Raw genomic sequence first — 26,068 nt, 5'->3', positions numbered from 1 at the left:
AGGCCTGTGCCTTATTTTGATTACAACGCCACGACTCCGCTGACCGCCGCTGCCCGCGAGGCGTGGCTGGGCGCGCAGACGGACGCCTGGCAAAATGCCTCATCACCGCATCGCGCCGGGGCCCGCGTGGGCCTTCGTCTGCAGGCGGCGCGGGAGAAGATCGGTTTGGTGATGGATTGCAGAGCCGACCGCGTTGTTTTTACCGGGGGCGCGACCGAGGCGGCGCATGGAATCATGCAGCATCTGTCCGAGCAGCTGCCGGCGGACGCGAAAATCGCGGTCAACAGCACGGAGCATCCGTGCGTGTTGGGAGCGGTGGGATCGTATTTTGAGTCGGAGCAGGTCGTGCGATTGCCGGTGGAGACGAGCGGCCGCATCGAAATGAGCGCGGTCGAGGCGGCTTTGGGCGAAGGCGTCAAAGCGGTCGTCGTCATGGCGGCGAACAACGAAACGGGCGTGCTGCAACCGTGGGAGGAAATCGCCGAGCTGTGTCGGCACGCCGGGGCGACGTTTGTGTGCGACGCTTCGCAGTGGTTGGGCAAATTGCCCGCCGGTGGTCTCGCGGCGGCGGACTGGGTTTTCGGCGCGGCGCATAAGTTTGGCGGCCCCAAGGGAGTGGGTTTTCTGCTGCGACCGGCGGGAGACAACGGCTTCAGCCTGCGTCGCGGTGGCGGTCAGGAATCCGGTCAGCGCGGCGGCACGGAGGATTTTCCCGGCATTGCCGCGATGGTGGCGGCGCTACTCGAAGCGGAGCAGTCAAAAGTGTTGCACGAGAGTGACCGGCTGCGCACCCGCGAGGCCTTTGAGCGTGAGATCCAGCGCCGACTGCCGGACACCCGGGTGGTGGGGGCAGCGGCCGAGCGGTTATGGAACACCATCGCACTGGTGATGCCCCACGGGGAAAACCACCGCTGGGTGGCGCGCCTCGACAAGTGCCAGTTGCAGGTGTCGACCGGCTCGGCGTGCGCGAGTGGCAAGGATGCGCCTTCGCATGTGTTGGCGGCGATGCGCGTGACTGGAGAGGAAGCGCGGCGGGTGATTCGCATCAGCGCGGGTTGGGAAACCACGCCGCAGGAATGGCAGGAGTTGGCCGATGCCTTGGTGGTGGTGGCTCCGTCGACCAAGCCGGCTTCGGCCGTGATTTCGATCTGATGCAGATCCGCGCCATCGCGTTGCAGCATTTTCGCAACATCCCCGCCACGCGTTTGGAGCTGAGCGGTCGATTGCAGTTTTTTGTGGGTCCGAACGGGCAGGGGAAAACCAATTTGCTCGAGGCGGCCGGGTTCGTGACGGCGTTGCGATCGTTTCGCTCGGCCGATGCCAAGCACCTCATCTGTCATGGGCAGCCGGAAGCGGCGCTGGCGTTTTCGATGGAGCACGAGCAGGAGGGCGATACCGAACTCACGATTAAACTGCGGGCGGGGGTGAAGGAGGCGTGGTTGGAGTCGACCAAAGTCACGCGCTTGGCCGATGTGATCGGGCGGTTTCCGACCGTGGTGTTTTCTTCCCAGGATCAACAGCTGGTGCGGGGGAGTCCGGGCGGACGTCGGCGGTGGCTGGACCTCACGCTCTCCGCGACGGACAAGGCGTATTTCGTGGCGTTGCAGGCTTACCACCGGGCCTTGGCGGAGCGGAATGCCCTGCTTAAACGCGGCGGGGGCGCGGCGCAATTGGCCGCGTTTGAACAAGTGATGGCCGATCACGGAGTGGGGTTGATTCGTGCGCGCCGTGCGGCATTGGCAGAGCTGGCGGAACTGTTGACGTCGGCCTACGCGCACATCGCTGATCATGCGGAACCGGCCGGGTTCGCGTATGCGCCGGATGGAGACCACGAAGACGCGGCTTCACTGGCCGCGCGATTTGCGGCGATGCGAAATCGTGACCTGGCGATGCGTTCGACGAGCAGCGGACCGCACCGGGATGATTTTGATTTCATGCTGCACGCTCGTCAGGCGAAGACCTTTGCGTCGGAAGGGCAGCAACGGGCGTTGGTGCTGTCGCTACGGCTCGCGCAAGCCACCTGGTTTCATCGTCGGTCAGGGGTGCAGCCCACGTTGTTGGCGGACGACGTGTTGGGTGAATTGGATCCGGCGCGGCGGCAGCGTTTTTGGGCGGCCCTGCCGCGGGACGCCCAGGTGCTGGCGACGGGCACCACGGCACCGGATGCCGAGCTCGGCGACTGGCAGGTCTTTGCGGTGGATCACGGCGAGTTCGTTCCGGTTGAAGCGAAGGCTGGTTAACCCAAACCGAAGCCGCACCGGTTTTAGAGTTTCCCGGCACGGTTGAACTCACCACGGTGGCGTCATGTTGATGCAAGCATTCCGTTGGGGATCGTTCGGGGCGCGGTGGAGGCGCTTGGTGCTCGGGGCGTTGTTTATGGCTGGGGTGGGGTCGGCCGCGGCCAAAGTCACCGCGTTGGTGGGGGGGCAATTGATTGATGGCTGGGGCGGGGCACCCGTGCCGCACAGTGTCATTCTGATCGAAGGGGAGCGTATCAGTGCCGTGGGCACGGTCGACTCGTTGGTGGTGCCGGCGGGAGCCGAAATCATCGATACGCGGGGCATGTCGCTGTTGCCGGGCCTCTGGGACTGCCATGTGCACACGGCCTTGCTCGGTCACGCGGATTATGCGCATTGGCACGGCACTTATCAGCCGCGCTTCGCGTCGGAAATCATGCCGGCGGCGGCTCGGCAACTGCTGCAGGCGGGCGTGACGAGTGCGATGGATTTGGGCGCGCCCTTGGCAGACAGCATTGCGGTGCGCGACAACATCGCGGCCGGCAAAATCCCGGGACCGACGCTGTATGTGTCCGGTCCTTTTATTCAACATGCGGCTCCGAAGGGGCGGGAACACTACCGCTGGGGGGTGTCGGGTGCGGCCGATGCCCGGGCCAAGGTGGGGCAACTGGCGGACGCGGGCGTGAATGTTATCAAGCTCATTGATCAGGATCAGATGACGGCGGCGGAAGTCGAAGCCGTCATCGACGAGGCTCATAGGCGAGGCCTGCCCGTGATTGCACATGCCCACCGGCCGGAGGAAATTCGACGCGGGTTGAAATACGGCGTCGATCGCTTCGAGCACACCGGGCTCTCGACCGCGCCGGGGTATCCGGAGGACGTGCTGACCGCTTTGAAAGAGCGCACGGCTGACATGTCCCGAGGGCTGCTTTTCTGGTGCCCGACGGTGGAGGGATTTCTCAACTACGAGGACAACATCACCAACCAACTACACATTGAGGATCCGGCGTGGGAGGTGGAGATTCCGGCCGATATTGCGGCGGACATTCGGGCGTCGCTGGCGCGGCCGGGGTGGTTGCCGTATTATCAGATCACGCCGGTGCGTTCGAAAACGTCGGCGACGAAAATCGCGCAGCTGATGGAGGCAGGGGTGATGCCGTTGATTGGCACGGATTCCGGCATCCCGATGAAGTTTCACAATCAATCGACCTGGCGGGAACTCGACGCGTGGGTCAACCGCCTCGGCATCGATCCCATGACGGCGATCCGGGCGGCGACGTATTGGCCGGCGGTATCGATGAAGGTCGATGCGGACTATGGCACGGTGTCGCCCGGGAAATACGCCGACATCATCGCGGTCAAAGGCGATGTGATGCGCTACATCGATCTCCTGCAACGCGTCGACATCGTGGTGAAGCATGGTCGTCGCGTGAAGTAGCGGGGTAATTGATTAATCCAACTCCGATCGACCATGCCATTTGTTTCAAACCCCATGCGTAGGAGCGCGTTTACGCGCGATGAGTCGGTGCGGAGAGGCACGGGTGATCGCGCGCAAGCCCGCTCCTACCTGCCGACGGAGCCGGAGCCAGCTCAAGTCCGTGGTCCCTTGTTCACCTACCACTCATGAACCTTGATTTTTGGCAATGGGTGCTGGTTGTGGCGGCGGCGATGTTCATCGGCGTTTCCAAGACCGCGATCGGTGGTCTGGGCATGGTATCGGTGACGATTTTTGCCAACATTATCCCGGCGCGGGAAGCCAGTGGGTTCGTGCTGCCGTTGCTGATCTGCGGCGATCTGGTGGCGGTGAAATCCTATCGGGCCCACACGCAGTGGCGGCACCTCTTGCGGCTGTTTCCGTGGGCTGCCGGTGGCGTGGTGCTGGGCTGGATTGCGATGGGTCGCATTGATGACCGACAGGCGAGTTTGTTGATCGGACTTATCGTGATAGTGATGATCGGCATTCACCTGTGGCGGCGGCGTAAATCCGGTCAGGAAGAAAAACTTGGTTACGCCTTTGCGGCGACGATCGGCGTGTTGGCGGGGTTTACCACGCTCATCGCGAACGCGGCCGGGCCCTTGATGGCAATCTATCTGTTGGCGATGCGTCTGCCCAAGATGGAGTTCATGGGCACGGGCGCGGTGTTCTTTTTTCTGATCAATCTCTTCAAAGTGCCGTTCATGATGAATCTGGGACTGATCAACGGCGGGAGTTTCACGGGTAATCTGGTCTTGGCTCCGGCGGTGTTTATCGGCGCGTTGATTGGCCGCAAATTGCTGACAAAGATCGATCAGCGGTTGTTCGAGAACCTGGCGTTGGGGATGAGTGCGATCGCCGGGTTGAAGTTGTTGTTTTAGAAATTTCGCGAAAGGCTCCGATCATGGCGCGTGCTTCAGTGCGAGATATGTGGAAGGCAAAGTTGGCCGGTGAAACCGTGCCACCGAGTGGGGCAATGGCGTCGCGCCGCTCAAGCGCGGCGATGAACCTGGCGCTCCCGACCATGCAACGCGTGCCGTTTGACGGACAGATCCTGGGCGTGGATCCGTCGCTGCGGGGGACGGGATTGGCGTTGATCGAGTTCAAGCCGTCACGCCAACCGGTCCTGCTCCGTTGTGAAACGGTGAAGGTGCACGCCAAAAAACCGTTGGCAGAAGCCCTGGCCACGATTCATCACGCGCTCACCGCTTACACGCGGGATTTCGACATCACCCATGTCGCTTTCGAGCAGACGATCTATGTGCAAAATTTTCAGACCGCGCAGATCCTGGGCGCGGCGCGAGGCGCGGCCATTGCCGCCGTCGCGGTGCACAAATTGCCCGTTTTTGAATACGCGCCCCTGCGGGTGAAGCAGGCCGTGGTGGGGGCGGGGCGGGCGAGCAAAGAGCAGATGGCGCGCACGGTCATGGCGATGCTGGGTCACGGGCGGCAATTGGCCTCCGATGAAGCCGATGCGGCGGGCGTGGCACTCTGCCACGCTTTCACGTGGCGGGCCTGACCACGTCGCTCATTTCAGGGGGACGAACTGACGGTCTCCCAACCTAGGCCGCGAACGGCGGGGGTGGGGCGATGGCTGTGGTAGAGTGGAGAGTATTTATTTCTCAATCAGTTCTATGGTTGGGCGGAGGTGAATACCTCATTTTACCAAATATTGGCGTCGTGAACGGACGGAATTCGAAGGAATAGAGGACCGTTTACCGTCGCTTTTATTGGGGGATAAAAATCGTAAGCCACTGATATAGATTAAGAAAAACCATATGCAGTAAGACTGCATCGAGCATGCGAAACACCGCCGGTCACCGTTGACCCGGAGGCATGGAAAGAGGTGCATAACCTGAGCAAATGATCTCATTTATAGCTAAGGTTATTTAGCCTAATATGGCGGCGCGTTGGCGTTTCCTCGCTGGAAAAGCCGACTCTGTGGGACTCTCAAACCGGTCCCATTGCCCCTAACACCCCCTAAATTAGCAATGAAAAGCCCTACTGTGAGGCGGCGCGCTGTGATTGGCGCGTCTGTCCTATGTTTAGCTATCACACCGTATACCGGTGCTCAGTCGGTGGAGGACTCCACCACCACCGACTTGGATGAGGAGACGATCGTGCTCTCCCCATTCATCATCGAATCAGCCAACGAGTCCGATGGCTACCGCGCGAACTCCACCTTGGCCGGGACGCGTGTGCGCACTGATTTGCAGGACGTGGCGTCCTCCATCTCGGTTATCACGAAGGAGTTCCTCCAAGATATCGGAGCCACCGACACCCAATCCCTGCTGCAATACACCACCAACACGGAAGTGGGTGGCTTACGTGGTAACTTCTCCGGTGCGGGCGGCGGTCTGCAATACAACGAAGACAGCAACCTGCTTCGTCCGCATCAGAACACACGCGTGCGTGGTTTGGATTCGGCCGACAACACGCGTGATTACTTCCTCACCGAGATTCCGTGGGACAGCTACAATGTCGACCGCGTCGACATGCAACGCGGCCCCAATTCGATTCTCTTCGGTGTCGGCAGCCCCGCCGGTATCATCAACACGTCGGTCAACACCGCGACCTACATCAACAAAGCGTCCATCGGGAACGAGATCGATTCCTACGGATCGCTGCGTTTCTCGGGCGACTTCAACTACGTGTTGATCCCCGATCAGTTGGCCGTCCGCGTGTCCGCGCTCAGCGATGAGACCAAATACATGCAGGAACAAGCGTTCAACAAAGACGAACGCCTGTTCGGGGCCGTGCGTTGGGAGCCCGAGCTGTTCGGTGACGACGCGCGCACCCTGATCCGGGCCAACTACGAGACCGGACGGATTCGTGCGAATCGTCCTCGCACGCTTCCCCCGGTTGACGCGATCACACCTTGGTTCCTCACCGGCACGGATGCCTATGGAAACCCGGGACTGAACCAGTTCATCTACGATCAACGTCAGGTGAATCCCGGGGCCGCACCTTTCAGCGATGCCCAGGGTGACTACCCGGCGGCTTGGACCAACAACGGTGCCATCGGTCGTCAGTTCTGGCTCGATGTGGTCGGTTACTACGGCAACACCGGCGATTCCAGCCCCACGGCCCTGCGCCAACCGGGTGGCAGTGTGCGCAACGGTATCGGCACCGACGGAGCGATCGATGGCAGCATTGCCGGTCTCCCCAATGCCCGTGCCGTCGGCATCGCGTCCTACTCCAGCTACGCGCTCGTTTCGGGCATGCCCGGCGGGTCCTACTACGCCGACCGTTCGCTCACCGATCCGACGATCTTCAACTTCTACGACGACCTGATCGACGGCGATAACAAGTATGAGCACTCCGATTGGACTGCAGCCAACTTCTCGTTCTCGCAGACCTTCTTCAATGATCGCGTGGGCTTTGAGTATTCGCAGGACTATCAACGCTATTCCGATGAGCAGCGCGTGTTCATCGGCAACTCCGACACCTACAAGATCGCGATCGACATGATCGCGGTGTTCTACGACGGCACCCAGAACCCGAACGTGGGCCGCCCCTACGTCGCCAACTCCGACGAACAGGCCAACCACTACTTCGAGAGCAATCGCGACTCCAGCCGCCTCACGGCTTACGGCGAGTTGCGCGCGTCGGACTTCTTCGACGACGAGTCCCGTCTCGCGAAGATCCTGGGTAACCACACCATCACCGGTCTGGCCGGTCGCGACCAGCAAACGACCCGCCGCACCGATTGGGCGACGTCCGCCGCCGATCCGTCCTACACACAGTTCACGGGTGAGAACAACAGCCTCACGTCGCACTTCCGTTCCTACAACTACATAGCCTATCTGGGACCGAGCCTCCAGGGCCGCTCCTCCGCTTCGGGCGCGAACCTTTCCCCCGTCAACTACGAGGTGAAGGCTCCCACCAGCGGTTTGGTGACCGTGTTTGACAACAACTGGGCGCGTTCCACGACCCCCGGCGATCCGAACTACGTCGACCCGGCCGCGCCTTACTTCTACCAGCAGCAAAATCGCAATCTCATCGGTGGCGACAATACGCTGGTTGAATCCACGCAGTCCGAAAACCCCGCCAACTACGGTGGTTGGACGACCATGAACGTGCCGTTCCTCAGCGCCGATCGCGGCGACAAGGACGCGCTGACTTACAATGCTCAGCGCGCCGAATACATCCTGCACTCCCAGGCCTTCACCTGGCAGGGTCACATGTTCGACGACATCCTCGTGCCGACCTTTGGCTGGCGCAAGGATCGCATCGCCAACACGGCGGGTGCGGCGGTCCCCGATGCCCTCGGCATCGTGAACACCGACTTCGATCTCAATCCGGAGACCCTCCACACGGACGGTGAGACCAGCAGCTACGGTGCCGTGCTCAAAGTTCCGGCCAAGTGGACCGAAGGCATCGGCGCGAAGTTCGCGTTCCACTACTTCAAGGGGGAGAACTTCCGGGCCGGTGCTCCTCGCGGTGACATCTTCGGCAACGCGATCCCGAACCCCCTGGGCAAGACCAAGGAATACGGATTCTCGGTGTCGAGCGCCAACGACAAGCTCTCGCTGAAGGTGACCAAGTATGAGACCGAAGTGGCCAACGCCACGCTGTCGGGCAGCAACCCGCTCGGCCAAAACTCCTACTTCCTCTGGGCCGTGCCGGCCTGGGGCACCGCGTTCACCGCCAACGCCGCCTTCGGCGTGGCTGGTCAGAACGACAACAACGCCTGGGCGTGGGACTACGTCGCGGCGGATGATGCTGACGGACCGGAATTCCGTCTGCCCAACGGAGACATCAATCCCGCGTGGTCGCAGCACCCCAGCGCGCAATTGCTCATCAACGGCATTGAAGCCTGGCGCGGCATTCCCCTCGATCAGAACTTCTTCAACGCCTACGGCAACGAAGTCGCGCTGATCAATGTCGCCGGTATCCAATCCGGAAACTGGGGCGTGGCCGATCCCATCTGGGACCAGAAGTTCGACAACCAACCCGTCTCCGGCGGCGTGCTCGCCACCTTCGGCACCGCTCCGGTGTTCTCGGTCGACACCCTCTCCAAGGGCTATGAGTTCGAGCTCCTTGCTCAACCCACGCGCAACTGGAATGTCGCGGTCAATGCGTCCAAGACGTTCGCGACGATCAACACGTTGTCGCCGACCATTGCCGGATTCATCGACGACTTCACCCAGTTCCTCGCCGGCCCGGCCGGTGACATCCGCCTCTGGGGTGGTGGTGAAGCCAACGCATTCCGTGTGCAATGGCAGAACAACATCCTGAATCCTTACTCGACCTTCAAGTCGCAGGAAGGGCAGAACTCGCCGGAAATCGCCCCTTGGCGCTTCAACACCGTCACGAATTACAAATTCGATGAGGGCTTTTTGAAGGGAGCCTGGATCGGGGGCAGCTACCGTTGGGAGCAAGGTCGTATCCTGGGTTACCAATACGACGCCGCTTCCGGCACGCTGAACATCGATGCCCCTTTCAAAGGGGGATCCACCGGTCACTTGGATGTTTGGGTCGGCTACTCGAGACCGCTGTCCGAGAAGGTCGATTGGCGCATTCAACTCAACATGCGCAACGTCGGTGAAAGTAAGGGACTGGAGCCGGTCAGCATAAACCCCGACGGCACGACGGGCTTCTCTCGAATAACGGAGGGCATGAGTTGGAATCTCAGCAACACGTTTGAGTTCTAATCCCGCCCCAAGGTTTTAGATCAACTTCCTCAGCCCGGCGGATCACTCCGCCGGGCTTTTTTTTTCGAGGTAAAAGTGCGCTTACCAATGACGCGATTCACGGCATGAGATCGGGAGGTTCAGGATGAAGCGCGGTCGTCGCATGCGACGCCCCTACCAGTCAGGGTATTCTCGGGTCGGGCGTTCGCTGACGATTGCTGCGGTTCACGGCCGACTCGGAAACGGCAGAGTCATGCTCGCTTGCCCTGCGGTGGGTTGATGCGTGCTCGATGTTCCGTCCGGCCAGCGCACCTCGATTGATCGCGCAGGATTGTCGGACGGATACCCAAAGTAAACGCCGCCGGTCGATTGACTGCGGTAGCCCGACCCGGCGGAAACCTCCGCCATTTGAATCGAACCGTCGGCGAGAGTGAGTTGTATCACCGCCCCGACGCCATCGGGATTGCCCGGACCCCCGGCGAGCCGAACGCGCAAGACATTCCCACCTTCCACGCCCTGATTCCGGAATGCCAGCGAGGCATCGTTGTTGCGCGTGGCAATCAGGTCGGGCCAACCGTCGGCGTTAAAATCGATCGGGGCCAGGGCCTTGGCGTCGCGCGGCACCACGAACCCGCTCGTCGCCGGATCGGCCGGACTGAAATTACCCGCACCATCGCCGGACAAAATCCAGCCGAGTCCGCCGTCAAAGCGACTCATGATCGGGTCGGGCGCAAAGCTGTTGGTGACGACCGCAACATCGGTGTGGCCGTCGCCGTTAAAGTCCGCCACGGCCTGACCAAACACCGGGGCGATCTGGGCCAATCGTGGCAACGGGTGAAAGGTGTAGGTGCCCGCCGCATTGCTGAGCAACACGCCGCTGCGGAGCTCGGTGGCGACGAATTTTTCGGCGTCCTGCAACGCCTCGGCCCCCACAATGACATCGAGCGTCGCGTTGGCGTAGTAGTCATTGCGGCGATACTTGCGGCGTATCTCCGGGATGGCGGCACCGAGTTCCCGCCGACTCCGGCGGGGGTATAGCTTTCCGTTCTCGTAGTAACCCTCGATCACCAGCTCCGGGCCGTCGCCGCCGAACGCGCCGAAATAGAGCACGGCCGGCTCGTCGGGACTGGCGTGGTAGCGCGTATTCAGTCCGGCATTACCCACCAGATAGTCGAGGCGGCCGTCGCCATTGAAGTCGGCGGTGGAGATGGAATTCCACCAGCCCGTGCCGGCCGCCGCGAAACCGGATGGAGCAGTCCGGTCGGTGAAGCCTTGCCCGGCATCGTTGTGGAAATACTTCACGTGCCCCCATTCCACGGTGACGAGCAAGTCGCTCCAGCCGTCGGCGTCGACGTCGCTCCACAAGGCAGACGTGACGAGTCCCACTTCGCGCAGCGCCGGCGCAACTTGATCGGTCACATCAATGAATCGACCGTGGTGATTTTGCAGTAACGCACTCCGCGGCGTGGCCGGATAGTAACCGGGCAGCACTCGGGCGCCGACGAAGAGATCGAGCAGGCCATTGCGATCGAAGTCGGCCGCCGCCACGGCGCCCACACTGATGGGCAGACTTGGCAACGTATCCGCCGGAGCCGGTTTCAAGCCACTACCCACGTTGTGCAACAACACGGGCTGATACTCCGGCGCGCCGGCGGGCTGGCTGCTGCCACCTTTGGTGACGAGCAAATCGTTGCGCCCGTCGCCGTTGGCATCGAAGACGAGCAGTGGACCGTCGTTCACACCGAAGCCCTTGCCGGTATCGAGTCCCTCCAAGGCGATGAAAGGCTGGTCGGCCGCGCCGATCAAAATGCGTGCGGGATCGAGCGAGGTGCCGCCGATGAAAACGTCGTCGCGCCCGTCGCCGGTGAGGTCGGCCACGGCGAGACCGGGACCGAGTCGATTGAACCGCGTGGGCAACAAACGTTGTTGGGCAATCTCGTCGACGATGGGTTCGCGCGCGGTCCACCGCAGATTATGCGCGGCGCCGACTTCGACGAATTGCGGTGAGGGCGGAGCGGTGGGATCGACGGTGGCGGAGCCGGTGGGCTCGGTAATGGTGAGGCGTTGGTCCACGGCGACATCGTGCAAAATCTGGTGGCGTCCGCTGGGCCAGAACACTTCCAGTTTCTCGATGCGTTCATCGGTCCCGAGGCCGAAGTGCACGACCGGTTCGCTGGCGGACATCGAGCCGCGGGCCAGCACGAGTTCACGCACCTGCACGCCGGAAGCCGTCGTGAGTCGCACGCGCGCCCCGACGCCGAAATGGTTGGAGTCCCGTCCGCGCAGATTGAGCAGCAAGCGATGCCCGGTCGTGCTGTCGTTGCGCAGCACGGAAGCGCCGGCGAGGTAATTGGTGTAAACCAGATCCAGATCGCCATCGCCGTCGAGATCACCGAAGGCGGCGCCGAAACTCACGCCCCGCTGATCGAGACCCCAGGGTTGTTCGGTCCGCTCAAATCGCAGGTCACCGCGATTGCGATAGGCAAGGTTGGCCTCTTCGAGCACGGGGCTGGACTTGGCGATGCGCACACGTTCGTTGGCGCGTTCGGAAGTCATCATGCGCTGGAGCAGATCCGTGTTGTGAATCTCGCGGTGCATGCCGTTGGTGACGAACACGTCGACGCGGCCGTCGTTGTCCAAGTCCTCGAAACGCACGGCCCACGTCCAGTCCGTTGCGGCGAGGCCGGTGAGAAAGGCAGCTTCGAAAAAGCGAGGCGTGCCGGTGTTGAGGTAGACGGCATTGTGCAGGTAGTTGGGCGGCGCGCGATCACCGGCGGGAGGATCATCGGTGCGGCTGCGGGTCTCCGCCATGGTGCGTTGATCCTTGGAGTGGGTCGACGCGGCCATGTCGGCGACGATGAAATCGAGCCGACCGTCGCCGTCGATGTCGCCGATGTCACCGCCCATGGAAGAGTAGGGCAGGTGCGGCACGGCGGTATCGATGATGTTGGTGAAGGTGCCGTCGCCGTTGTTGCGATAGAAGAAATCGGGCACCGCAAAGTCGTTGGCGACGTAGAGGTCGGGCCAGCCGTCCTCGTCGAAATCCCACCACGTGGCGGAGTTGGCTTGAGTATCGGCTCGGCTGATACCGGCGGCGACGGATACATCCGTGAAGGACCCGTCGCCGTTGTTATGCAGCAGGTAGTCGGGTTGACCGGCGGGATGCGTCTGATTGTCGAGCAGATTGGTATGCAGATACAGGTCCAACCAGCCGTCGCGATCGTAGTCGGCAAACGCCGCCATGGAGGAGCCGTCGACGATGGCCAAACCGTGGGCGGCGGCGGCCTCGCGAAAGGTGCCGTTGCCTTGGTTGACGTAGAGAAGATTGGGCGCGCCCAACCGGCAGACATACAAGTCGAGCCAGCCGTCGTTGTTGATGTCGGCGAAGCTGGCACCCTGCTTCCAGACGATCGCGTCGGCGCCGGTGCCGGCCACGCCCGCGGCATTGGTTACATCCTCAAATTTGAAGTTACCCAAATTGCGAAACAGGCGACTGCTTTCGGTTTTACTTACGACAAAAATATCGGGCCGACCATCGCCATCGTAGTCGCCAATGGTCACCCCCGTGCCAATGGCTCCAATTTCGAATTCGTGGTAGCGATCGCCCCACATGCGCGGGTCGGTGTAGTCGTTGGTCGTGTGAACGCCGGTGGCGTCGGGCGACAACGTCGTGAACAACGTTTCGCCCCCCGGTTGAGAACGTGGTGACAGAGGGTGATACGTCACGTTATCCGCCGCGTGCACGGCGAGATTGGCCACGGCAATTGAGAGCCAGATCAGCCGCACAAAAGCAGGGAAACGCGGGGTGGGGGGCACGGTGTGGACGAGGTTGGGGGAACGGGCGGGCACCAGCATGGATGCGCTTCAGTCGAAGGTCGATTCGGGCTGAGTCAAGGGAACCCGATGTTCGTGATTTCGAGGCTTTGCATGGAGGCATTTTGCGGGTGTGATTTCAGCGGTGTTGGCGTCTGACGACAGCCACTCCGGCCCCGCATGATTACCCCGCGTTCCCCATCTGATTTTGTCTGGATTCCTGCCTTGGTCGCAGCGTTGATTTTTGGGTTCTGGGCCGCCGATCGACGGGTGGACCGGCTCGATGCGGTGGCGGCGCAGACGCGAGGTGAAGCGGTGATTGATGGCACTTCGCCGACCGGTTATCGGGGGGCGGTGCGGGACCGGGTGGTGTCGGATGTTTCGGGCCGAAGTTTCGAGTGGATCGCGCAAACGCAGCGAGCGATGGCCGACGGACGCTGGCGGCTGCGCGCCGTGCCCGATGAGAATGCCCCGTTTGGTCGGGAGACGCATGTCGCCGCCCCGTATCGATGGTGGTTGGAAATCGTGGCTCACGGTGAGCACAGCCTCTCGGGAATGCCGGAGGGTCTGGCGGTGGAGCGGGCGGCGTTGATCGCCGATCCCTGGTTGGGGGGCATTTTTCTGGTGATGGCGGTGGGGTTGGTGGCGCGGGTATGGGGCGGGGGTGCGGCGGTATGGATGGCGCTGGGCGGAGCGACGATGTTTCCGCTGGCGGCGGCGTATCCTCCCGGCGTGCCGGACGATCATGGGTTGTTTGCCATTTTTGCGCTGCTGAGTGTCTGCGCTCTCGGGGCCGGGGTGGCGCGGGCGGATTCGCGAAGCCCGACAGCGGCGATGCGCTGGTTCGCGGTGGCGGGAGTAGGGGGAGGGATCGCGCTGTGGATACGGCCGGCGGACCAAGTGCCGGTGTGTCTTGGTATCGGGCTGGGAGCGTTACTGGTGGCATGGAGTCGGCGTGGAGCATACGCGGCGCGACCGGTTCTGCTGCCGTGGCGCGGGTGGGCGCTGGGTGGGGGGGCGATGGTTTTGCTCGGGAGTATGGTGGAGTATTTCCCGGATCAGCTCGACACGTGGGAGCTGCGCGCGGTGCATCCGCTCTATGGCTTGAGCTGGATCGGGGCCGGCGAAGTGCTGGCACGATTGACGAGGTGGATTCAGCGCGGTGAACGACCGCAGGGGTTTGGCGGCGTCGGACTGAGTGCGTTGGGACTGAGTGCCAGTTTGGCGGTTCCGGTGACCATGTGGCTGGCGGAAAATCCCGGATTTTTGGCGACCGAGTCACTGGCCTTTCGGCTGACCAAAGAGCCCACGGGGGTGTTTGCCCCGAGTTTGGGCGCGTGGTTACAGGCCGAGGGAATGACGTTCGCGACCATGGCGACCCTGGTGCCGCTGGTGGTGTGGATTCCGGTCGGCTGGATCGTGGGGCGACGGCGGGGCTCGATCGAACACGTTTCGCAGCTGGCGTTGCTCGCGGGGGTGCTGGTGCCGTTGGTCGGCTTGGCGTGGCCGCAGCTGCGGTGGTGGATGTTGGTCGATGGAGTTTCGTTGTTCGGCATGGCTGTGCTCTGGGCCATGGTGAGTGAAAAGCGACTACCGCGGGCCCGGCGGGGAATCGCGGCGACGGCCGGAGGCATTGTGTTGTTGGTTGGCGCGGTGCAGACGGCAACGACGGTCCCGGCGGCGGACGAAGTGACGCTCAATTTGACCGAAGCGGAGAGCGTGTTGGAGCGAGATCTCGCGCACTGGATGGCCACCCAAACGGATGGCAAAGCGATCGTGCTGGCTCCACCGGTGCTCACGACAGCGCTCTCCTACTATGGCGGATTGCAGGGCGTGGCTTCGAATTCATGGGAGAATACGGAAGGCTTGCTCGCGGCGATCCGAATCGTGATCTCGACTTCCCGTCACGAGAGTTTGGCCTTGTTGGAAAGTCGCGGCGTGACTCACTTGGTGTTGCCATCGTGGGATCCGTTTTTCAGCCAATATTTGGCCGACGCGTCGGTGCAGGTGGGAGACATGTTTTATCCCACGTTGGATCGATGGATCCTGCCCACCTGGCTGAAGCCGGTGGCTTATGTTGCACCCAAAATCCCGGGATTGGAGGGTTATCACGTGCGGGTGTTGGAACTGGTCGATGAGCAGACGGAACCGGCGGCAGCCAGTCGCTTGACTGCATATTTTATCGAGATGGGACAGTTGGAGAACGCTGACCTTTCGCGCCAGTTGCTCCTGAAGTATCCGGCGGATTTCAGTGCCTTGGTGGCGTTGGCTGAGCTGGAGGCGGCGCTCGGTAAAGCGGAGGCGTTTGCGGAGATTTTTCAGCGCGTGGTGGACCGTTTGCAAGGCGGGGCGGATCGCAGTCTGTCGTGGGATCGGCGCGTGAGCCTGGCGGTATTGCTCGCGCGGGGAAACCGGATGGATCTGGCCGAGAAACAAGCGCGTTGGTGCTTGGATCGGGTGAATGAGAAGCGGCTGCGCGCGCTATCGAACCATGGACTTTTTTACTATCTGGCCCTCAACGACGCGCTGGGGTTGACCATGGAAGACGACGCCTTGCGAGGCTTGGCGGTTGAACTGCTACCGGTGGCTTTGCGTGATGCCGAATGAGCACTTTTCCCGTGGTCTCTTTAAACGCGAATTGCTTAGTTCGTCGAGCAGTCGCGCCCACCTGTTTTGTCCGCTGTTGAACCCCTCATGAGTCGCCCCCGTTCGTTCGCCGGTTTGTTGTGGATCGTGGCCGTTTTGGGCGCGGTGGTATTCGTCGTTTGGACACAGACGGCGCGCGTCAAACGAGCCCAGATGGTCGCGGATGCGGTGCCGGTGGAACTTAAAACTTCGACGGAGTCAGCCACGGGTTATGCGCAGGAAATGCGCCGTCTGGTGATCCCGGCACCGTTCTACGGATCGGCGGAGTGGATCATGCAAACACAGAAAATGTTGCATGATGGTCAGATACAGATGCGGCGCATCGATTACGCGAATGCGCCGCAGGGACATGAGATCATTGCCGCGTCACCTTATCGCTGGTGGCTGGGCACGGTGGCCATGGTGGACCATGGGGTGACGGGCCAACCCGTGGGCGTCGCGGTGGAACACGCCGCTCTGTATGCGGATCCCTTGCTGCAGGTTTTGCTTTTGCTGGTGGTGGCCGCGCTGGTCAGGCGGGTTTTTGGACCGATGCCCGCGGTGATCGCGGCGTGGGGCCTCGCGGCGCTGTTTCCGTTGTCGACCCGCTTCGCGGCCGGCCTGCCGGATGATGCCACGTTGGGGTTGGGCTGTGCGTTGGGAAGTGTGCTGGCAATCGTGGCGGGTTTGGCCGACGCGTCGCGGACGAATAGGCCTAATTCGAAGCTTCGGAGGTGGTTCGGCGTGAGCGGAATCTGCGGGGGCGCGGGGCTTTGGCTCGATGTGACGAAGCAATGGCCGCTGTTGGTGGGGATCGGGCTCGGCGCTGTCGCGGGCACCTACCTGATGCGACGCGAAACCCCGGTGGAGCCGGGAAGTCGGGGAAGCGCGACGTTGTCGTCGGCACCCTGGATGTGGTGGGCGATGGTGGGAACGGCTACGGCGATGTTGGGTTTTGCGGCGGAGAGTTTTCCGGCGCATTTCGGTGAATGGGAATTGCGGCGGATGCATCCGCTTTACGCGGTGAGTTGGTTGGGAATGGGGTTGGTTTTGGCGGTGCTACTGCCGCGGTTGGAAAACATGGCGGTGAAATGGGATCGCCGCACCGTTGCGCTCGCGGCGGTCGGGGGCGTGGCCGGGTTTGCCTTGCCGCTGGGAATGAAAGTCACGGGTAACGCAGGATTTTTAACCACGGATTTTGCGTCCTCCCGGTTGGGCAAAATAGCCGAAGCTCCGGAAGCGGTCAGTTTGTTTGCATGGCTCGGAAGCGGGACGGCCGGTGCACTCGCTTGGGCCACGCTGTTGCCGGTGGTTTTGATTGGGCCGGTGGGGTGGATGTTGGCGCGTCGCATCGGCCGACGAGAGCAGCGTCTCGGCCTGACGGTGGCGCTGGGACCGGTGTTGGTGGCGCTCGGTTTTGGCTGCGGGCAACTGAGTTGGTGGAGCTACTTTGATGTGGTTCTGTTGGTGCTCGTTGTTGCCGGGGCGGCCGGGCTTTCCGCCGTGCGGCTGAGCCGGGGCGTGCAATGGGGGGCAGGCGCGGCGCTGGTGATGGTGCTGTTGCCGGGGTTACTGGCGGGCCTGCCGAAACGGGGAAAGTTTGTGCTGGAGACGCCCGAGCTGGCGGGGCTGATTCAGCGTGATTTTAGTCACTGGCTCGCCAAGCGCGCGGGCGTCGAGGATGCGGTCATGCTGGCACCCACCAGTGAGACGATTCCCTTCCATTACTATGGGAGTTTACGCGGGGTCGCGACACTGTCCCGCGACAACGAAGCCGGTTCGGAGGCGATGGTCCGCATCCTCAGTGCGTCGAGTCCGCAGGAGGCAAGGTTACTGATGGAGAACCGCCGCATCACGCGCATTGCGCTGCCCTCGTGGGACCAATCCATGGAGCACTACACGCTGCTGGGGACGCCGCAACTGGAGGGATCGTTTTACGGGGCCATGCGCAATTGGTCCCAACCCACGTGGCTCCGGCCCGTCGCTTATGAGATGCCGACCGTGGCCGGATTTGAAGGGCAGTCGATCGTGCTCTTTGAAGTGGTCGACGAACAGACTGACATCTTGGCGTTGAGCCGCATGGCGAGTTATTTCATCGAAATGGACCGGGTGAACTACGCGGCTGCGATCGCGCAGACCCTCACGCAATCCACGTTCGATTTGGGAGCCTGGGTAACCCGGGCGGAAGTGGCGGCCTCGACGGGCAACCAAAATGAATTTGGAACGTGTCTGGGCACGTTGCAGTCGCGACTCGCCGCCGGGGGCGACCGTGGCTTGCCGTGGGATCGCCGGCTCAGCCTCGCACTGGTGTTGACGCAGGCCAAAGCGGCGGAAGCGCGGATTCAGGCCGAGCGGTGTTTTGCCCAGATCAACGAAACGCGACTGCGCAGCATGTCGACCCGCGCCCTGTATCGGTTGCTCGCGCTGGGTCGTATCCATAATTTAACCATAACCGATGCCCGGTTGGCGGCGCTGGCCCGCGAGCTACTGCCGCCGGAGTGGCGCAGTCGCGTGTGACCGGATCAAGTGAACTACGAAGGAATCGGAAATTTGAATACATCTCGTCATTGTTATCTGGCTGCCGCGCTCGGCATCGGGGCGTTGGGATTGCTCCTGAGTGGCTGTGGCAAAAAACCGTCCGTCACCGTGCCTCGGCCTACGTTGGAGAAAACCACGGTGGAGTGGGCGACTGATCGTTATGTCGCGACTCCCATCGGGAAAGCCGGGGAAGGTCCGCCGTGGATTTCGCACGTGCGAATCGCCGATCTTGACCAGGATGGTCGCAACGACGTGCTGGCCTGCGACGACAAGGCGCTGACCGTGCTGTGGCTGCGGCAAGTGGCCCCGGGGCAATTTGAAGAGACGGTGTTGGCCGAGCAACTGCCCGCGCCGGTGCATGTCGAAGCGGTCGACATGGATGCCGACGGCGACCTCGACCTGTTGGTGTCGTGCATGGGGCAGGTGTTCCCCAACAACGACCACATTGGCTCGCTGCTTATATTGGAAAACGATGGGGCGCAAAATTTCACCCCGCGCGTCGTGGCTGAGAACGTGATGCGAGTCACGGATGCCCGGGCGGCGGATTTCGATGGCGATGGACTCCTCGATCTCGCGGTGGCGCAGTTTGGCTACGATCAAGGCGAGATCCGCTGGATGCGAAACCGGGGTGACGGCACGTTTGAAAGCAAAGTTCTGCTCAGTCTCTCAGGGGCGATCAATGTATGCGTGGCCGACATGAACGGCGATCGGGCGTTGGATATCGTCGCGGTGGTTTCGCAGCAGTGGGAGGAAGTGCACTACTTTGAAAACAGCGGCAGCGGTTATTTCACCGATCGCATTCTGTTCGGTTCGACCAACGAAGACTACGGCAGCAGTGGCATCAGTCTGAGCGACATCAACCGCGACGGGCGCATGGACGTGCTTTACACCAACGGCGACGGGTTTGCCTACGCCGACCCGGGCAAGCGTCCCTGGCACGGACTGCAATGGCTCGAAAACCTCGGCCAGGGCGCGTTTAAGTTTCATCGCGTCGGCGACATGCCGGGGGCTTACAGTCCAGTCGGCGCGGATCTGGAAGGTCGTGGCGTGATGGACATTGTGAGTGTCAGTGGCTTCAACGACTGGCAGAATCCCGACGCGATTTCGTTGGTGGTTTTCCGCAACGACGGCACGAACAACTTCACCATGCAGGTGCTGGCGAAGCAGCCGGTGCAACTCATCTCGTGTGACGTGGGCGACCTGACCGGTGACGGCATCCCCGACATCGTGGCCGGGGCGTTTCATTCTTATCCGCCCTACGAAAAGATGGGCCGCCTCACGCTGTGGACGGCACGGAAATCACCATGAGTGCCTCCCGAAACACACGTTGGTTTGGTCGAGCGTCCCTCGCGGTCATCATCGTGGCGACGGTGGCGGGCGGCTGGCGATTGTTGCAGGCTTCGCGGGCTCGCGACTTTGTGCAGGCGAGTGTGCCGGTGCGTCCGGATCTGACGGGGTGGACGTCGCTTTTGGCGGGGAATCTAACGACGGCGGAAGGTGCCACCAAGGAACTGTTTGGCGCCCCGGAGGGATTGGTCCGTTTGAGTCGGATCTACCATGCCAACGGATTTTATCCCGAGGCAATGGCGTGCTACGGCGCGTTGCAGGAACTGCAACCGGGGGTGGCGCGGTGGTATCACCTGCCGGTCAGTATTCTGGCCGGGTTCGGTCGGCTCGATGACGCGGCCATCATGGCGACGGCGGCGATCGAGTTGGCGCCGGATTACCTGCCGGCCCGATTGCGCCGGGGTGATATCTTGACCAAGCTCAACCGCGACGACGAAGCGGGCGCCGTCTACGAAGCGGTGCTGACCCTCGAACCGGGCAACGTTTACGCTCTGCTTGGTCTGGCGCGATTGGCGATGCGCGAGGAAAACTGGACGCAGGCGCGACAGCGTTTGCAACAAGCCACCGCCGAGGATCCGAACTTCATTGGCGCGTTGTCGCTGCTGGTCAGCGTGGAGCGCAAACTGGGTCACGAGCGCGCGGCCGACGCGGTGCAACTGCGTATGGATGGTCGGGAGTTTGTCGATTTCAGCGACCCGTGGCTCGATGAGACCATGAACGAATGCGTGGACGCGTATCGGTTGAGCGTCGCTGCCGCCGTCGCCCGAGCGGCGGGCAAGCCGTCGCAGGCCAAAGCGTATTTGCAGCGAGCGATTTTACTCGATCCGGTCTCAAGTGCCTACCTGCGGCAGCTGGGTAGACTGGAATTGAGTCAGCGCGATTTTTCCGGCGCGCGCTTTTCGCTCGAAAAGGCGGTGGAGGTGGATTCGGAGGATTCGGAATCGTGGCTGCAGTTGATCGAAGCTTACAAGACGATGGGCGACACGGTGGCCGCGAATCAGGCGATTACCAAAGGATTGGCGCGGTGTCCGGAGTCGCGGGGACTGCACTTGGCGGAGGGGCGTCGACTGAACGAATCCAACCAGAAACGGCGGGCGTTGGCGCATTTTCAAGAAGCTTACCGCCTCAAACCCAGCGAGCCGGATCCGTTGATCGAGATCGCGGGCGTGTGGTTCACGCTCGGTCGCAATGACGAAGCCTTGCAAGCGCTGCATGAAGCGTTGTTGAAGGAGCCCGGGCACCCGATGGCCCAGGCGACGTTGTGTTATTTTGCCATTTCCACCGGGGATGTGGTCGAAGCGGATCAGTGGTGGAAACGGGTGGTCGACCAGATCAAAACCCCGGCGGAGATGCGGGAGCGTCTGCGCCAGACCTATCGGTCAAAGTTTGGTCGCGAACCGTCTTTGTAGCGGGGAGAGGGACGAACGGAGCGGGGGGCGGACGGGCCGCCGACGCGTGTGATTGTGCGGATGGGGCGGTGTGTCGCTGTCCCGATGATCACGCTGGTTCTGGGATGGCGAGGCGCGATGACCGCGTCGTAGGGTTGCGATAGCATTAAGGATTATTGCGTCCTGGGGGGGCATTGTTCCTAGTGAAGGGAATGCGTCCCCAAGTGCTGTTGGTATTCATGATGTTTTATGAGGAGTGTAACGCGATGTTGCGGGGCATCGCTCACTTCGAACGGTCGCATCGACCCTGGCAGGCCTATATTGACGACGAGGCCAAGGCGGAGACCGATCCCGGGTGGATACGCAGCAAGCCGTGGTCGGGGGTGATCAGTCGGCACACCACGCCCGCCATGGTGAAAGAGTGCAAGTTGTTGGGCATTCCGTTGGTCGATTTGAGTGATACCGAGCCCTACGAAGGTGTGCCGAAGATTCGTCCCGACAATCATGCGCTGGGACATCTGGGTGCTGAGCATTTCATGGAGCGCGGCTTCCGGAAGGTGGGGTTTGCGGGGTTTTCCAATTGTGCGTGGGCGCACGAGCGAAGGGACGGCTTCCTCGAAGCCACCAAGCTGGGAGGGGTGGGATGCGAGGTATTTGAGGTCGATTACCCGGGAGACTTGAGTCCGGCCTGGGATCAGGAACAAACCGCGATTCTGGCAAAATGGATCAGCGGTTTGCCGAAGCCGATCGGCGTGCAGGCCTGTAACGACATGCGTGCCTTTCAAATCATGGCGGCCTGTCAGGAAGCCGGGATATTGGTCCCCGAGGAAGTGGCGGTGTTGGGGGCGAACGACGATGCGATTCGCTGCGAATTATCGTTTCCGCCCCTGTCGAGCGTGGCGACTGATCCGTTTCAATCGGGATATCGCGCCGCGGAAACGTTGCACAAGCTGATGACGGGGGAGCCACTGGAGAGCAGTTATGTGCGCATCGATCCGCGGGGCGTGGTTTCGCGGCAGTCGAGCGACGTGTTGGCGGTGGACGATCGCAATGTGGCGGCGGCGCTGAGCTACATCCGCGAGCATGCGTGTTCCGGGCTGACGGTGGATGAGGTGCTCAAGCACGCGTCGGCGTCGCGCAGTCAGTTGGAAAAGAAATTCCGCAAGTTTTTTGGTCGATCTCCGCAGGCCGAGATTCGTCGCGTGCAGGTGGATCGGATCAAACAACTGCTGGTGGACACCGATTATCCCCTGAAGCGTATCGCCGAGTTTGCCGGCTTTGAGCACACCGAATACATGAGTGTGGTGTTCAAGCGGTTGTCCCGGATCACTCCCGGGGAATATCGCCGTCGACATCAACAGAATGTGAAGCGGGGTTGAGATGCGGAAACTCTACGCTTCCTCTCGCGCCTGATTCCGGCACGATTCCGCTTTTCCGATCTGGCCCCAGCCATGGCGAACGACGACGACGAACAAACCGAACTCATGAATGCAGACGAAGCTTCCGGAGCCTCGCTCCGGGAGAAGCCGATGGCGTTTTTCGACCATTTGGAAGAGCTGCGATGGACGTTGGTGAAGAGTGCAATCGCTTTTGCGGTGTGCGCAGCAGTGATCGGCATTTCGCTGAAACAGTTCAATGAGCTGATGCTTTGGCCGCTGCATTCGGTGCAGGCGGACTACCCGAACTTTGTGGTCGATCTGGGCACGACCTCGGTGATGGAGGGTTTCACCGTGGTGATTCAGATGTGCTTTGTGGGCGGGTTGATCATGGCGGCGCCCTTGATGCTGTATTTTCTGGGCCAGTTTATCGCCCCGGCGTTGCACGAGAAGGAGTTCAAATTGGTGCTCCCTGGCTGTATCGCGGCCATGATGCTGTTCCTGATGGGCGTGTGTTTCAGCTTCTTCCTACTCGTTCCCGGCACGATTCGAGTTTCGATCGAGCTCAACCAACTGTTTGGGTTCATCACCCGGTGGACCCCGGGATCGTATTATGGGACTTTGATTTGGCTGACGCTGGGCGTCGGCGCCGCGTTCGAGTTTCCTCTGCTCATCGTATTGCTGGTGCATCTCGGCCTGCTCACCAGTGCAAAACTTCGCGGCTGGTGGCGGCATTCACTGGTGCTGTGCTTCGTCGTGGCGGCCTTTGTCACGCCGACGCCGGACCCGATCAATCAGTCGGTTTTGGCGCTCTCGCTCTACATTCTCTACTGGGTCGCCATTGTGGCGGCGGTGCGGGTGGAAAAGCGGGCGATGAAAGCGGCGATGGATGAGGAGCTGTAAGCGGCTCTGTTCGCGACGAGCCGCTCCTGGTCGGTGGTGTCGGGCGGTAAAGCCCGACCCACGGAGACGGGATGTATCTGTTTAGTGGGTCGGGCTTTATGCCCGACTCCGGTCGCGTGAGCAGGCGCGGTGGTCTACGCGGCTTACTCTCGAAGCTTTTCGACCAGTTTGGGGTCGGATTCGAGGTGACGCGTGAGGCGCTCCAGGACGGCGAATGTTTCCGCGCTCACGTGGTGCTCCATGCCCTCGACGTCGCGTGAGATCACGTTTTCGTCGAGACCCAAGACGCGTAGGAACTGGGTCAACAGCTCGTGGCGGTGGGCAATACGGGCGGCGACGGCTTCACCAGTTTCGGTCAGCACCATGCCCCGATACTTTTCGTATTTGACCAGTCCTTCGGCATCCAGGCGCTGCACCATCGTGGTGACACTGGCTTGGGAGATCTTCAGCTCCGCGGCGATATCCACTACGCGCGCGTAGCCCTTGGTTTTGATCAGGTCGCTGATCCGCTCAAGGTAATCCTCAACGGCGGACGTTGTGCGGGGGAGGGTGGAGATCGAGTCAGCGGCCACGGCGTGACTCAATCTGGCTGCGGGGGGCGGTTAAAGCGAATTCGCCCCCGAAACGGCAGGTCACTTACGGGCGTTGAGTTCCTTTTGGTAGCGGAAAACCACCCGGAACATCCACAACGCGAGCCAGAACACACCGCTCATGCAGGCGGCCGTGCCGACGGACCAGAGCATGATCATGGTCGGGTCGTTTGACGGCACGTGCGACCGGAGGATGGAGAACATAAACGCGAAGAACGCGCCCACGGCGAAGATATCGACGATGAAGTCGGACTTGCGGATCAACTGGACTTCGGACTGTGCCATAATCTTCAAAAAGAGCAGCGCTGGCGTCGGCTTGTCGAACCGTTTTTTAAGGGATTGGTGCAATACCCGGCGGGAAGGCGCCCGGGGTGACGGCGGATTCAGCGGTCGCCGGGGATTTCAATTCCCTGCGCGCGATATTCCGTGAGTTTATTGCGCAGTGTGCGGATCGAGATCTGCAATTTCTCCGCGGTTTGAGTGCGGTTGCCCCCGTTGGCGTGCAACATTTCGAGAATGGCGTTTTGCTCCAGGGCCGAGAGTGACACGGGGGCGTCGGTTTTGGGCACCGACGGCGGATCGACCGGCGGTGGGAGTGTTTCCTCCGCGATCGGGGCCACGGGGAGAGGGGCCGGCGGCGTCGGAGCCACGGCGGGTGGGGCGGATTCGGGACGAAAACTGGCGGGCAGGTCCGGAAGATTCAACTGGGCGGCGGAGACGGGTCGGCCCGCCTCGCCGAGGATGACCGCTCGCTCAATGGTGTTTTCGAGCTCCCGCACGTTGCCCGGCCAACGGTAGGTCTCGAGGGTCCGGAGGGCTTCAGGCGTGAAGCCGGGGAGCGCGAGGCGGTGGCGGCGCGAAAAGCGTTGGAGAAACTCGTTGGCCAGCACCTCGATGTCGTCGGGACGATCGCGCAAAGGGGGCACATGCACGGGAAAGACGTTGAGCCGGTAGTAAAGATCGGAGCGGAATTCCCCTTTGGCGACGGATTCGGCCAGATCGCGGTTTGAGGTGGCGATGATGCGGACGTCGACCTTGATGGTTTTGGTGCCGCCCACGCGTTCGAACTCCCGCTCCTGGAGCACCCGCAGCAGTTTCGCCTGCGAGGAGGGGGGGATTTCGCTCACCTCGTCGAGCAACAAAGTGCCCTTGTGCGCGAGTTCGAAACGTCCCTCGCGTCGTGTGGTCGCGCCGGTGAAGGCCCCGCGTTCGTGGCCAAACAATTCGCTCTCGATCAACGATTCGGAAAGCACCGCACAATTGACGCGTATGTAGGGTTCGTCGCGTCGATGGGACTGACGAAACAGTTCGCGTGAGATCATCTCCTTGCCGGTGCCGTTTTCACCGGTGACGAACACGGTCACGTCCGAGGGGGCGACCCGGGCGATGAGCTGTTGCAGGCGGTTCATCGCCGGACTGCGACCGAAAATCAATCCGTCGCCGGCTGCATGCTCGCGTTCCGTGAGGTAGCGATTGACCCGCACCAATTTCCGAAACGCCTCGGTCTTGCCCAGCACGACATCGATGTGCGACGCCGCGAAGGGTTTGAGTAAATAGTCGAAGGCGCCGATTTGCATGCACGTGACGGCGTGCTCGATGGAGCCCTGACCGGTGATCATGACGACCAGCGGCCGTTCCGGCAGGTCAACGATGCGTTCGAGGAAATTTTTTCCGTCGCCGTCGGGCAGGTTCACATCGAGGAAGACCAGGTCGAAGGCTTCCTTTTTTAACTCGGCCTCGCCCTCCTGGATCGAGCCGGCGACGGAGACATGCAACTTACGACGACGCAGCAATTGGCCGAGCGAGCGCTGGATGAGAGGTTCATCATCGACGACGAGTATTCGTTCCAAAGGCATACGGGAAATGCACCATAACCCCATCCCCGTTGCGGGGATAGCGAAAAATCCCACCACGTGCTGCCTCCGGGGGCGTTTGAGACTGGCGAGAGCTCAGCGCTGAGCTCTCGCCAGTCTCAAGCGCACCCTAGGAGTGCGTTGGGCCATGAATCAAGTGGTCGACGATCGCGTCGATGATCGCGATATCGGGGTAACCGGGATCGTGCAAAAGTGCCCGCGCCCGGGCTACGACGTCCGTGCGCACCTCGGATGGATGTGCCGTCGTCGATCGGTGCGACGAGACCG

The 26,068-nt window shown here is 61.7% G+C and carries 16 protein-coding genes; 12 read left to right on the top strand and 4 right to left on the bottom strand.

All coding sequences use genetic code 11. The features are described 5' to 3' along the window. Positions 1-6 precede the first annotated feature (6 nt). From PXH66_RS12920 to PXH66_RS12895, 6 genes are all read left to right on the top strand, one after another. Positions 7-1,152: a cysteine desulfurase family protein gene (locus tag PXH66_RS12920; protein ID WP_330928585.1), complete on the top strand. Its 1,146-nt coding sequence runs from the start codon at positions 7-9 to the stop codon at positions 1,150-1,152. Then, positions 1,152-2,240, top strand: a complete 1,089-nt coding sequence (gene recF, locus PXH66_RS12915; protein ID WP_330928584.1) for a DNA replication/repair protein RecF — start codon at positions 1,152-1,154, stop codon at positions 2,238-2,240. The genes PXH66_RS12920 and recF overlap by 1 nt, the downstream gene beginning before the upstream one ends. Positions 2,241-2,310: 70 nt before the next feature. Beyond that, the gene (locus PXH66_RS12910; protein ID WP_330932030.1) at positions 2,311-3,675 is read left to right on the top strand and encodes an amidohydrolase family protein; all 1,365 of its coding nucleotides are present in this window, start codon (positions 2,311-2,313) and stop codon (positions 3,673-3,675) included. Between the two features lie 185 nt (positions 3,676-3,860). Continuing rightward, on the top strand, positions 3,861-4,592 hold the full coding sequence (locus PXH66_RS12905) for a sulfite exporter TauE/SafE family protein (RefSeq protein WP_330928582.1): 732 nt from the start codon (positions 3,861-3,863) through the stop codon (positions 4,590-4,592). A 23-nt stretch (positions 4,593-4,615) separates the two neighbouring features. Next, positions 4,616-5,230 (top strand): crossover junction endodeoxyribonuclease RuvC, encoded by a 615-nt coding sequence (locus PXH66_RS12900; protein WP_330932029.1) that lies wholly within the window; start codon positions 4,616-4,618, stop codon positions 5,228-5,230. A gap of 559 nt (positions 5,231-5,789) precedes the next feature. After that, positions 5,790-9,368, top strand: a complete 3,579-nt coding sequence (locus tag PXH66_RS12895) for a TonB-dependent receptor plug domain-containing protein (protein ID WP_330928580.1) — start codon at positions 5,790-5,792, stop codon at positions 9,366-9,368. Positions 9,369-9,572: 204 nt separating this feature from the next. Here PXH66_RS12895 and PXH66_RS12890 read toward each other — a convergent pair whose 3' ends face one another. Then, on the bottom strand, positions 9,573-13,202 hold the full coding sequence (locus tag PXH66_RS12890; RefSeq protein WP_330928579.1) for a CRTAC1 family protein: 3,630 nt from the start codon (positions 13,200-13,202) through the stop codon (positions 9,573-9,575). A 138-nt stretch (positions 13,203-13,340) separates the two neighbouring features. Here PXH66_RS12890 and PXH66_RS12885 point away from each other — a divergent pair, with 138 nt between their 5' ends. The 6 genes from PXH66_RS12885 (at position 13,341) to tatC (ending at position 23,337) form a co-directional block, all read left to right on the top strand. Continuing rightward, complete coding sequence (locus PXH66_RS12885; RefSeq protein WP_330928578.1) at positions 13,341-15,767, top strand: hypothetical protein; 2,427 nt, start codon at positions 13,341-13,343, stop codon at positions 15,765-15,767. An 87-nt stretch (positions 15,768-15,854) separates the two neighbouring features. Then, entirely contained in the window at positions 15,855-18,302 is a 2,448-nt protein-coding gene (locus tag PXH66_RS12880) for a hypothetical protein (protein ID WP_330928577.1), read from the top strand. Positions 18,303-18,335: 33 nt separating this feature from the next. Continuing rightward, positions 18,336-19,631, top strand: a complete 1,296-nt coding sequence (locus tag PXH66_RS12875) for an FG-GAP repeat domain-containing protein (RefSeq protein ID WP_330928576.1) — start codon at positions 18,336-18,338, stop codon at positions 19,629-19,631. After that, complete coding sequence (locus PXH66_RS12870; RefSeq protein WP_330928575.1) at positions 19,628-21,079, top strand: tetratricopeptide repeat protein; 1,452 nt, start codon at positions 19,628-19,630, stop codon at positions 21,077-21,079. The genes PXH66_RS12875 and PXH66_RS12870 overlap by 4 nt, the downstream gene beginning before the upstream one ends. A 191-nt stretch (positions 21,080-21,270) precedes the next feature. After that, positions 21,271-22,437, top strand: coding sequence for a XylR family transcriptional regulator (locus tag PXH66_RS12865; protein WP_330928574.1), 1,167 nt, complete (start codon positions 21,271-21,273; stop codon positions 22,435-22,437). A gap of 72 nt (positions 22,438-22,509) precedes the next feature. Next, positions 22,510-23,337: a twin-arginine translocase subunit TatC gene (tatC, locus tag PXH66_RS12860; protein WP_330928573.1), complete on the top strand. Its 828-nt coding sequence runs from the start codon at positions 22,510-22,512 to the stop codon at positions 23,335-23,337. 143 nt (positions 23,338-23,480) lie between these two features. Here tatC and mntR read toward each other — a convergent pair whose 3' ends face one another. The 3 genes from mntR to PXH66_RS12845 form a co-directional block, all read right to left on the bottom strand. Next, positions 23,481-23,909 (bottom strand): transcriptional regulator MntR, encoded by a 429-nt coding sequence (mntR, locus tag PXH66_RS12855; protein ID WP_330928572.1) that lies wholly within the window; start codon positions 23,907-23,909, stop codon positions 23,481-23,483. Positions 23,910-23,969: 60 nt separating this feature from the next. Next, a complete protein-coding gene (locus tag PXH66_RS12850; protein WP_330928571.1) occupies positions 23,970-24,212 on the bottom strand; it encodes a hypothetical protein in 243 nt (80 codons plus the stop codon). Between the two features lie 98 nt (positions 24,213-24,310). Next, on the bottom strand, positions 24,311-25,783 hold the full coding sequence (locus tag PXH66_RS12845) for a sigma-54-dependent transcriptional regulator (protein WP_330928570.1): 1,473 nt from the start codon (positions 25,781-25,783) through the stop codon (positions 24,311-24,313). Positions 25,784-26,068: the final 285 nt, after the last annotated feature.

Origin of the sequence: Synoicihabitans lomoniglobus (assembly GCF_029023725.1) — a bacterium.
Lineage (GTDB): Bacteria > Verrucomicrobiota > Verrucomicrobiia > Opitutales > Opitutaceae > Actomonas > Actomonas lomonigloba.
This window is presented reverse-complemented; position numbering and strand designations above follow the sequence as displayed.

What these genes read in the sequence shown, in the direction of transcription:
- recF (WP_330928584.1), top strand. Translation starts at nt 1,152, where the DNA reads ATGCAGATCCGCGCCATCGCGTTGCAGCATTTTCGCAACATCCCCGCC.
- PXH66_RS12910 (WP_330932030.1), top strand. Translation starts at nt 2,311, where the DNA reads ATGCAAGCATTCCGTTGGGGATCGTTCGGGGCGCGGTGGAGGCGCTTG.
- PXH66_RS12905 (WP_330928582.1), top strand. Translation starts at nt 3,861, where the DNA reads ATGAACCTTGATTTTTGGCAATGGGTGCTGGTTGTGGCGGCGGCGATG.
- PXH66_RS12900 (WP_330932029.1), top strand. Translation starts at nt 4,616, where the DNA reads ATGGCGCGTGCTTCAGTGCGAGATATGTGGAAGGCAAAGTTGGCCGGT.
- PXH66_RS12890 (WP_330928579.1), bottom strand. Translation starts at nt 13,202, where the DNA reads ATGCTGGTGCCCGCCCGTTCCCCCAACCTCGTCCACACCGTGCCCCCC.
- PXH66_RS12885 (WP_330928578.1), top strand. Translation starts at nt 13,341, where the DNA reads ATGATTACCCCGCGTTCCCCATCTGATTTTGTCTGGATTCCTGCCTTG.
- PXH66_RS12880 (WP_330928577.1), top strand. Translation starts at nt 15,855, where the DNA reads ATGAGTCGCCCCCGTTCGTTCGCCGGTTTGTTGTGGATCGTGGCCGTT.
- PXH66_RS12870 (WP_330928575.1), top strand. Translation starts at nt 19,628, where the DNA reads ATGAGTGCCTCCCGAAACACACGTTGGTTTGGTCGAGCGTCCCTCGCG.
- PXH66_RS12865 (WP_330928574.1), top strand. Translation starts at nt 21,271, where the DNA reads ATGCGTCCCCAAGTGCTGTTGGTATTCATGATGTTTTATGAGGAGTGT.
- tatC (WP_330928573.1), top strand. Translation starts at nt 22,510, where the DNA reads ATGGCGAACGACGACGACGAACAAACCGAACTCATGAATGCAGACGAA.
- PXH66_RS12850 (WP_330928571.1), bottom strand. Translation starts at nt 24,212, where the DNA reads ATGGCACAGTCCGAAGTCCAGTTGATCCGCAAGTCCGACTTCATCGTC.
- PXH66_RS12845 (WP_330928570.1), bottom strand. Translation starts at nt 25,783, where the DNA reads ATGCCTTTGGAACGAATACTCGTCGTCGATGATGAACCTCTCATCCAG.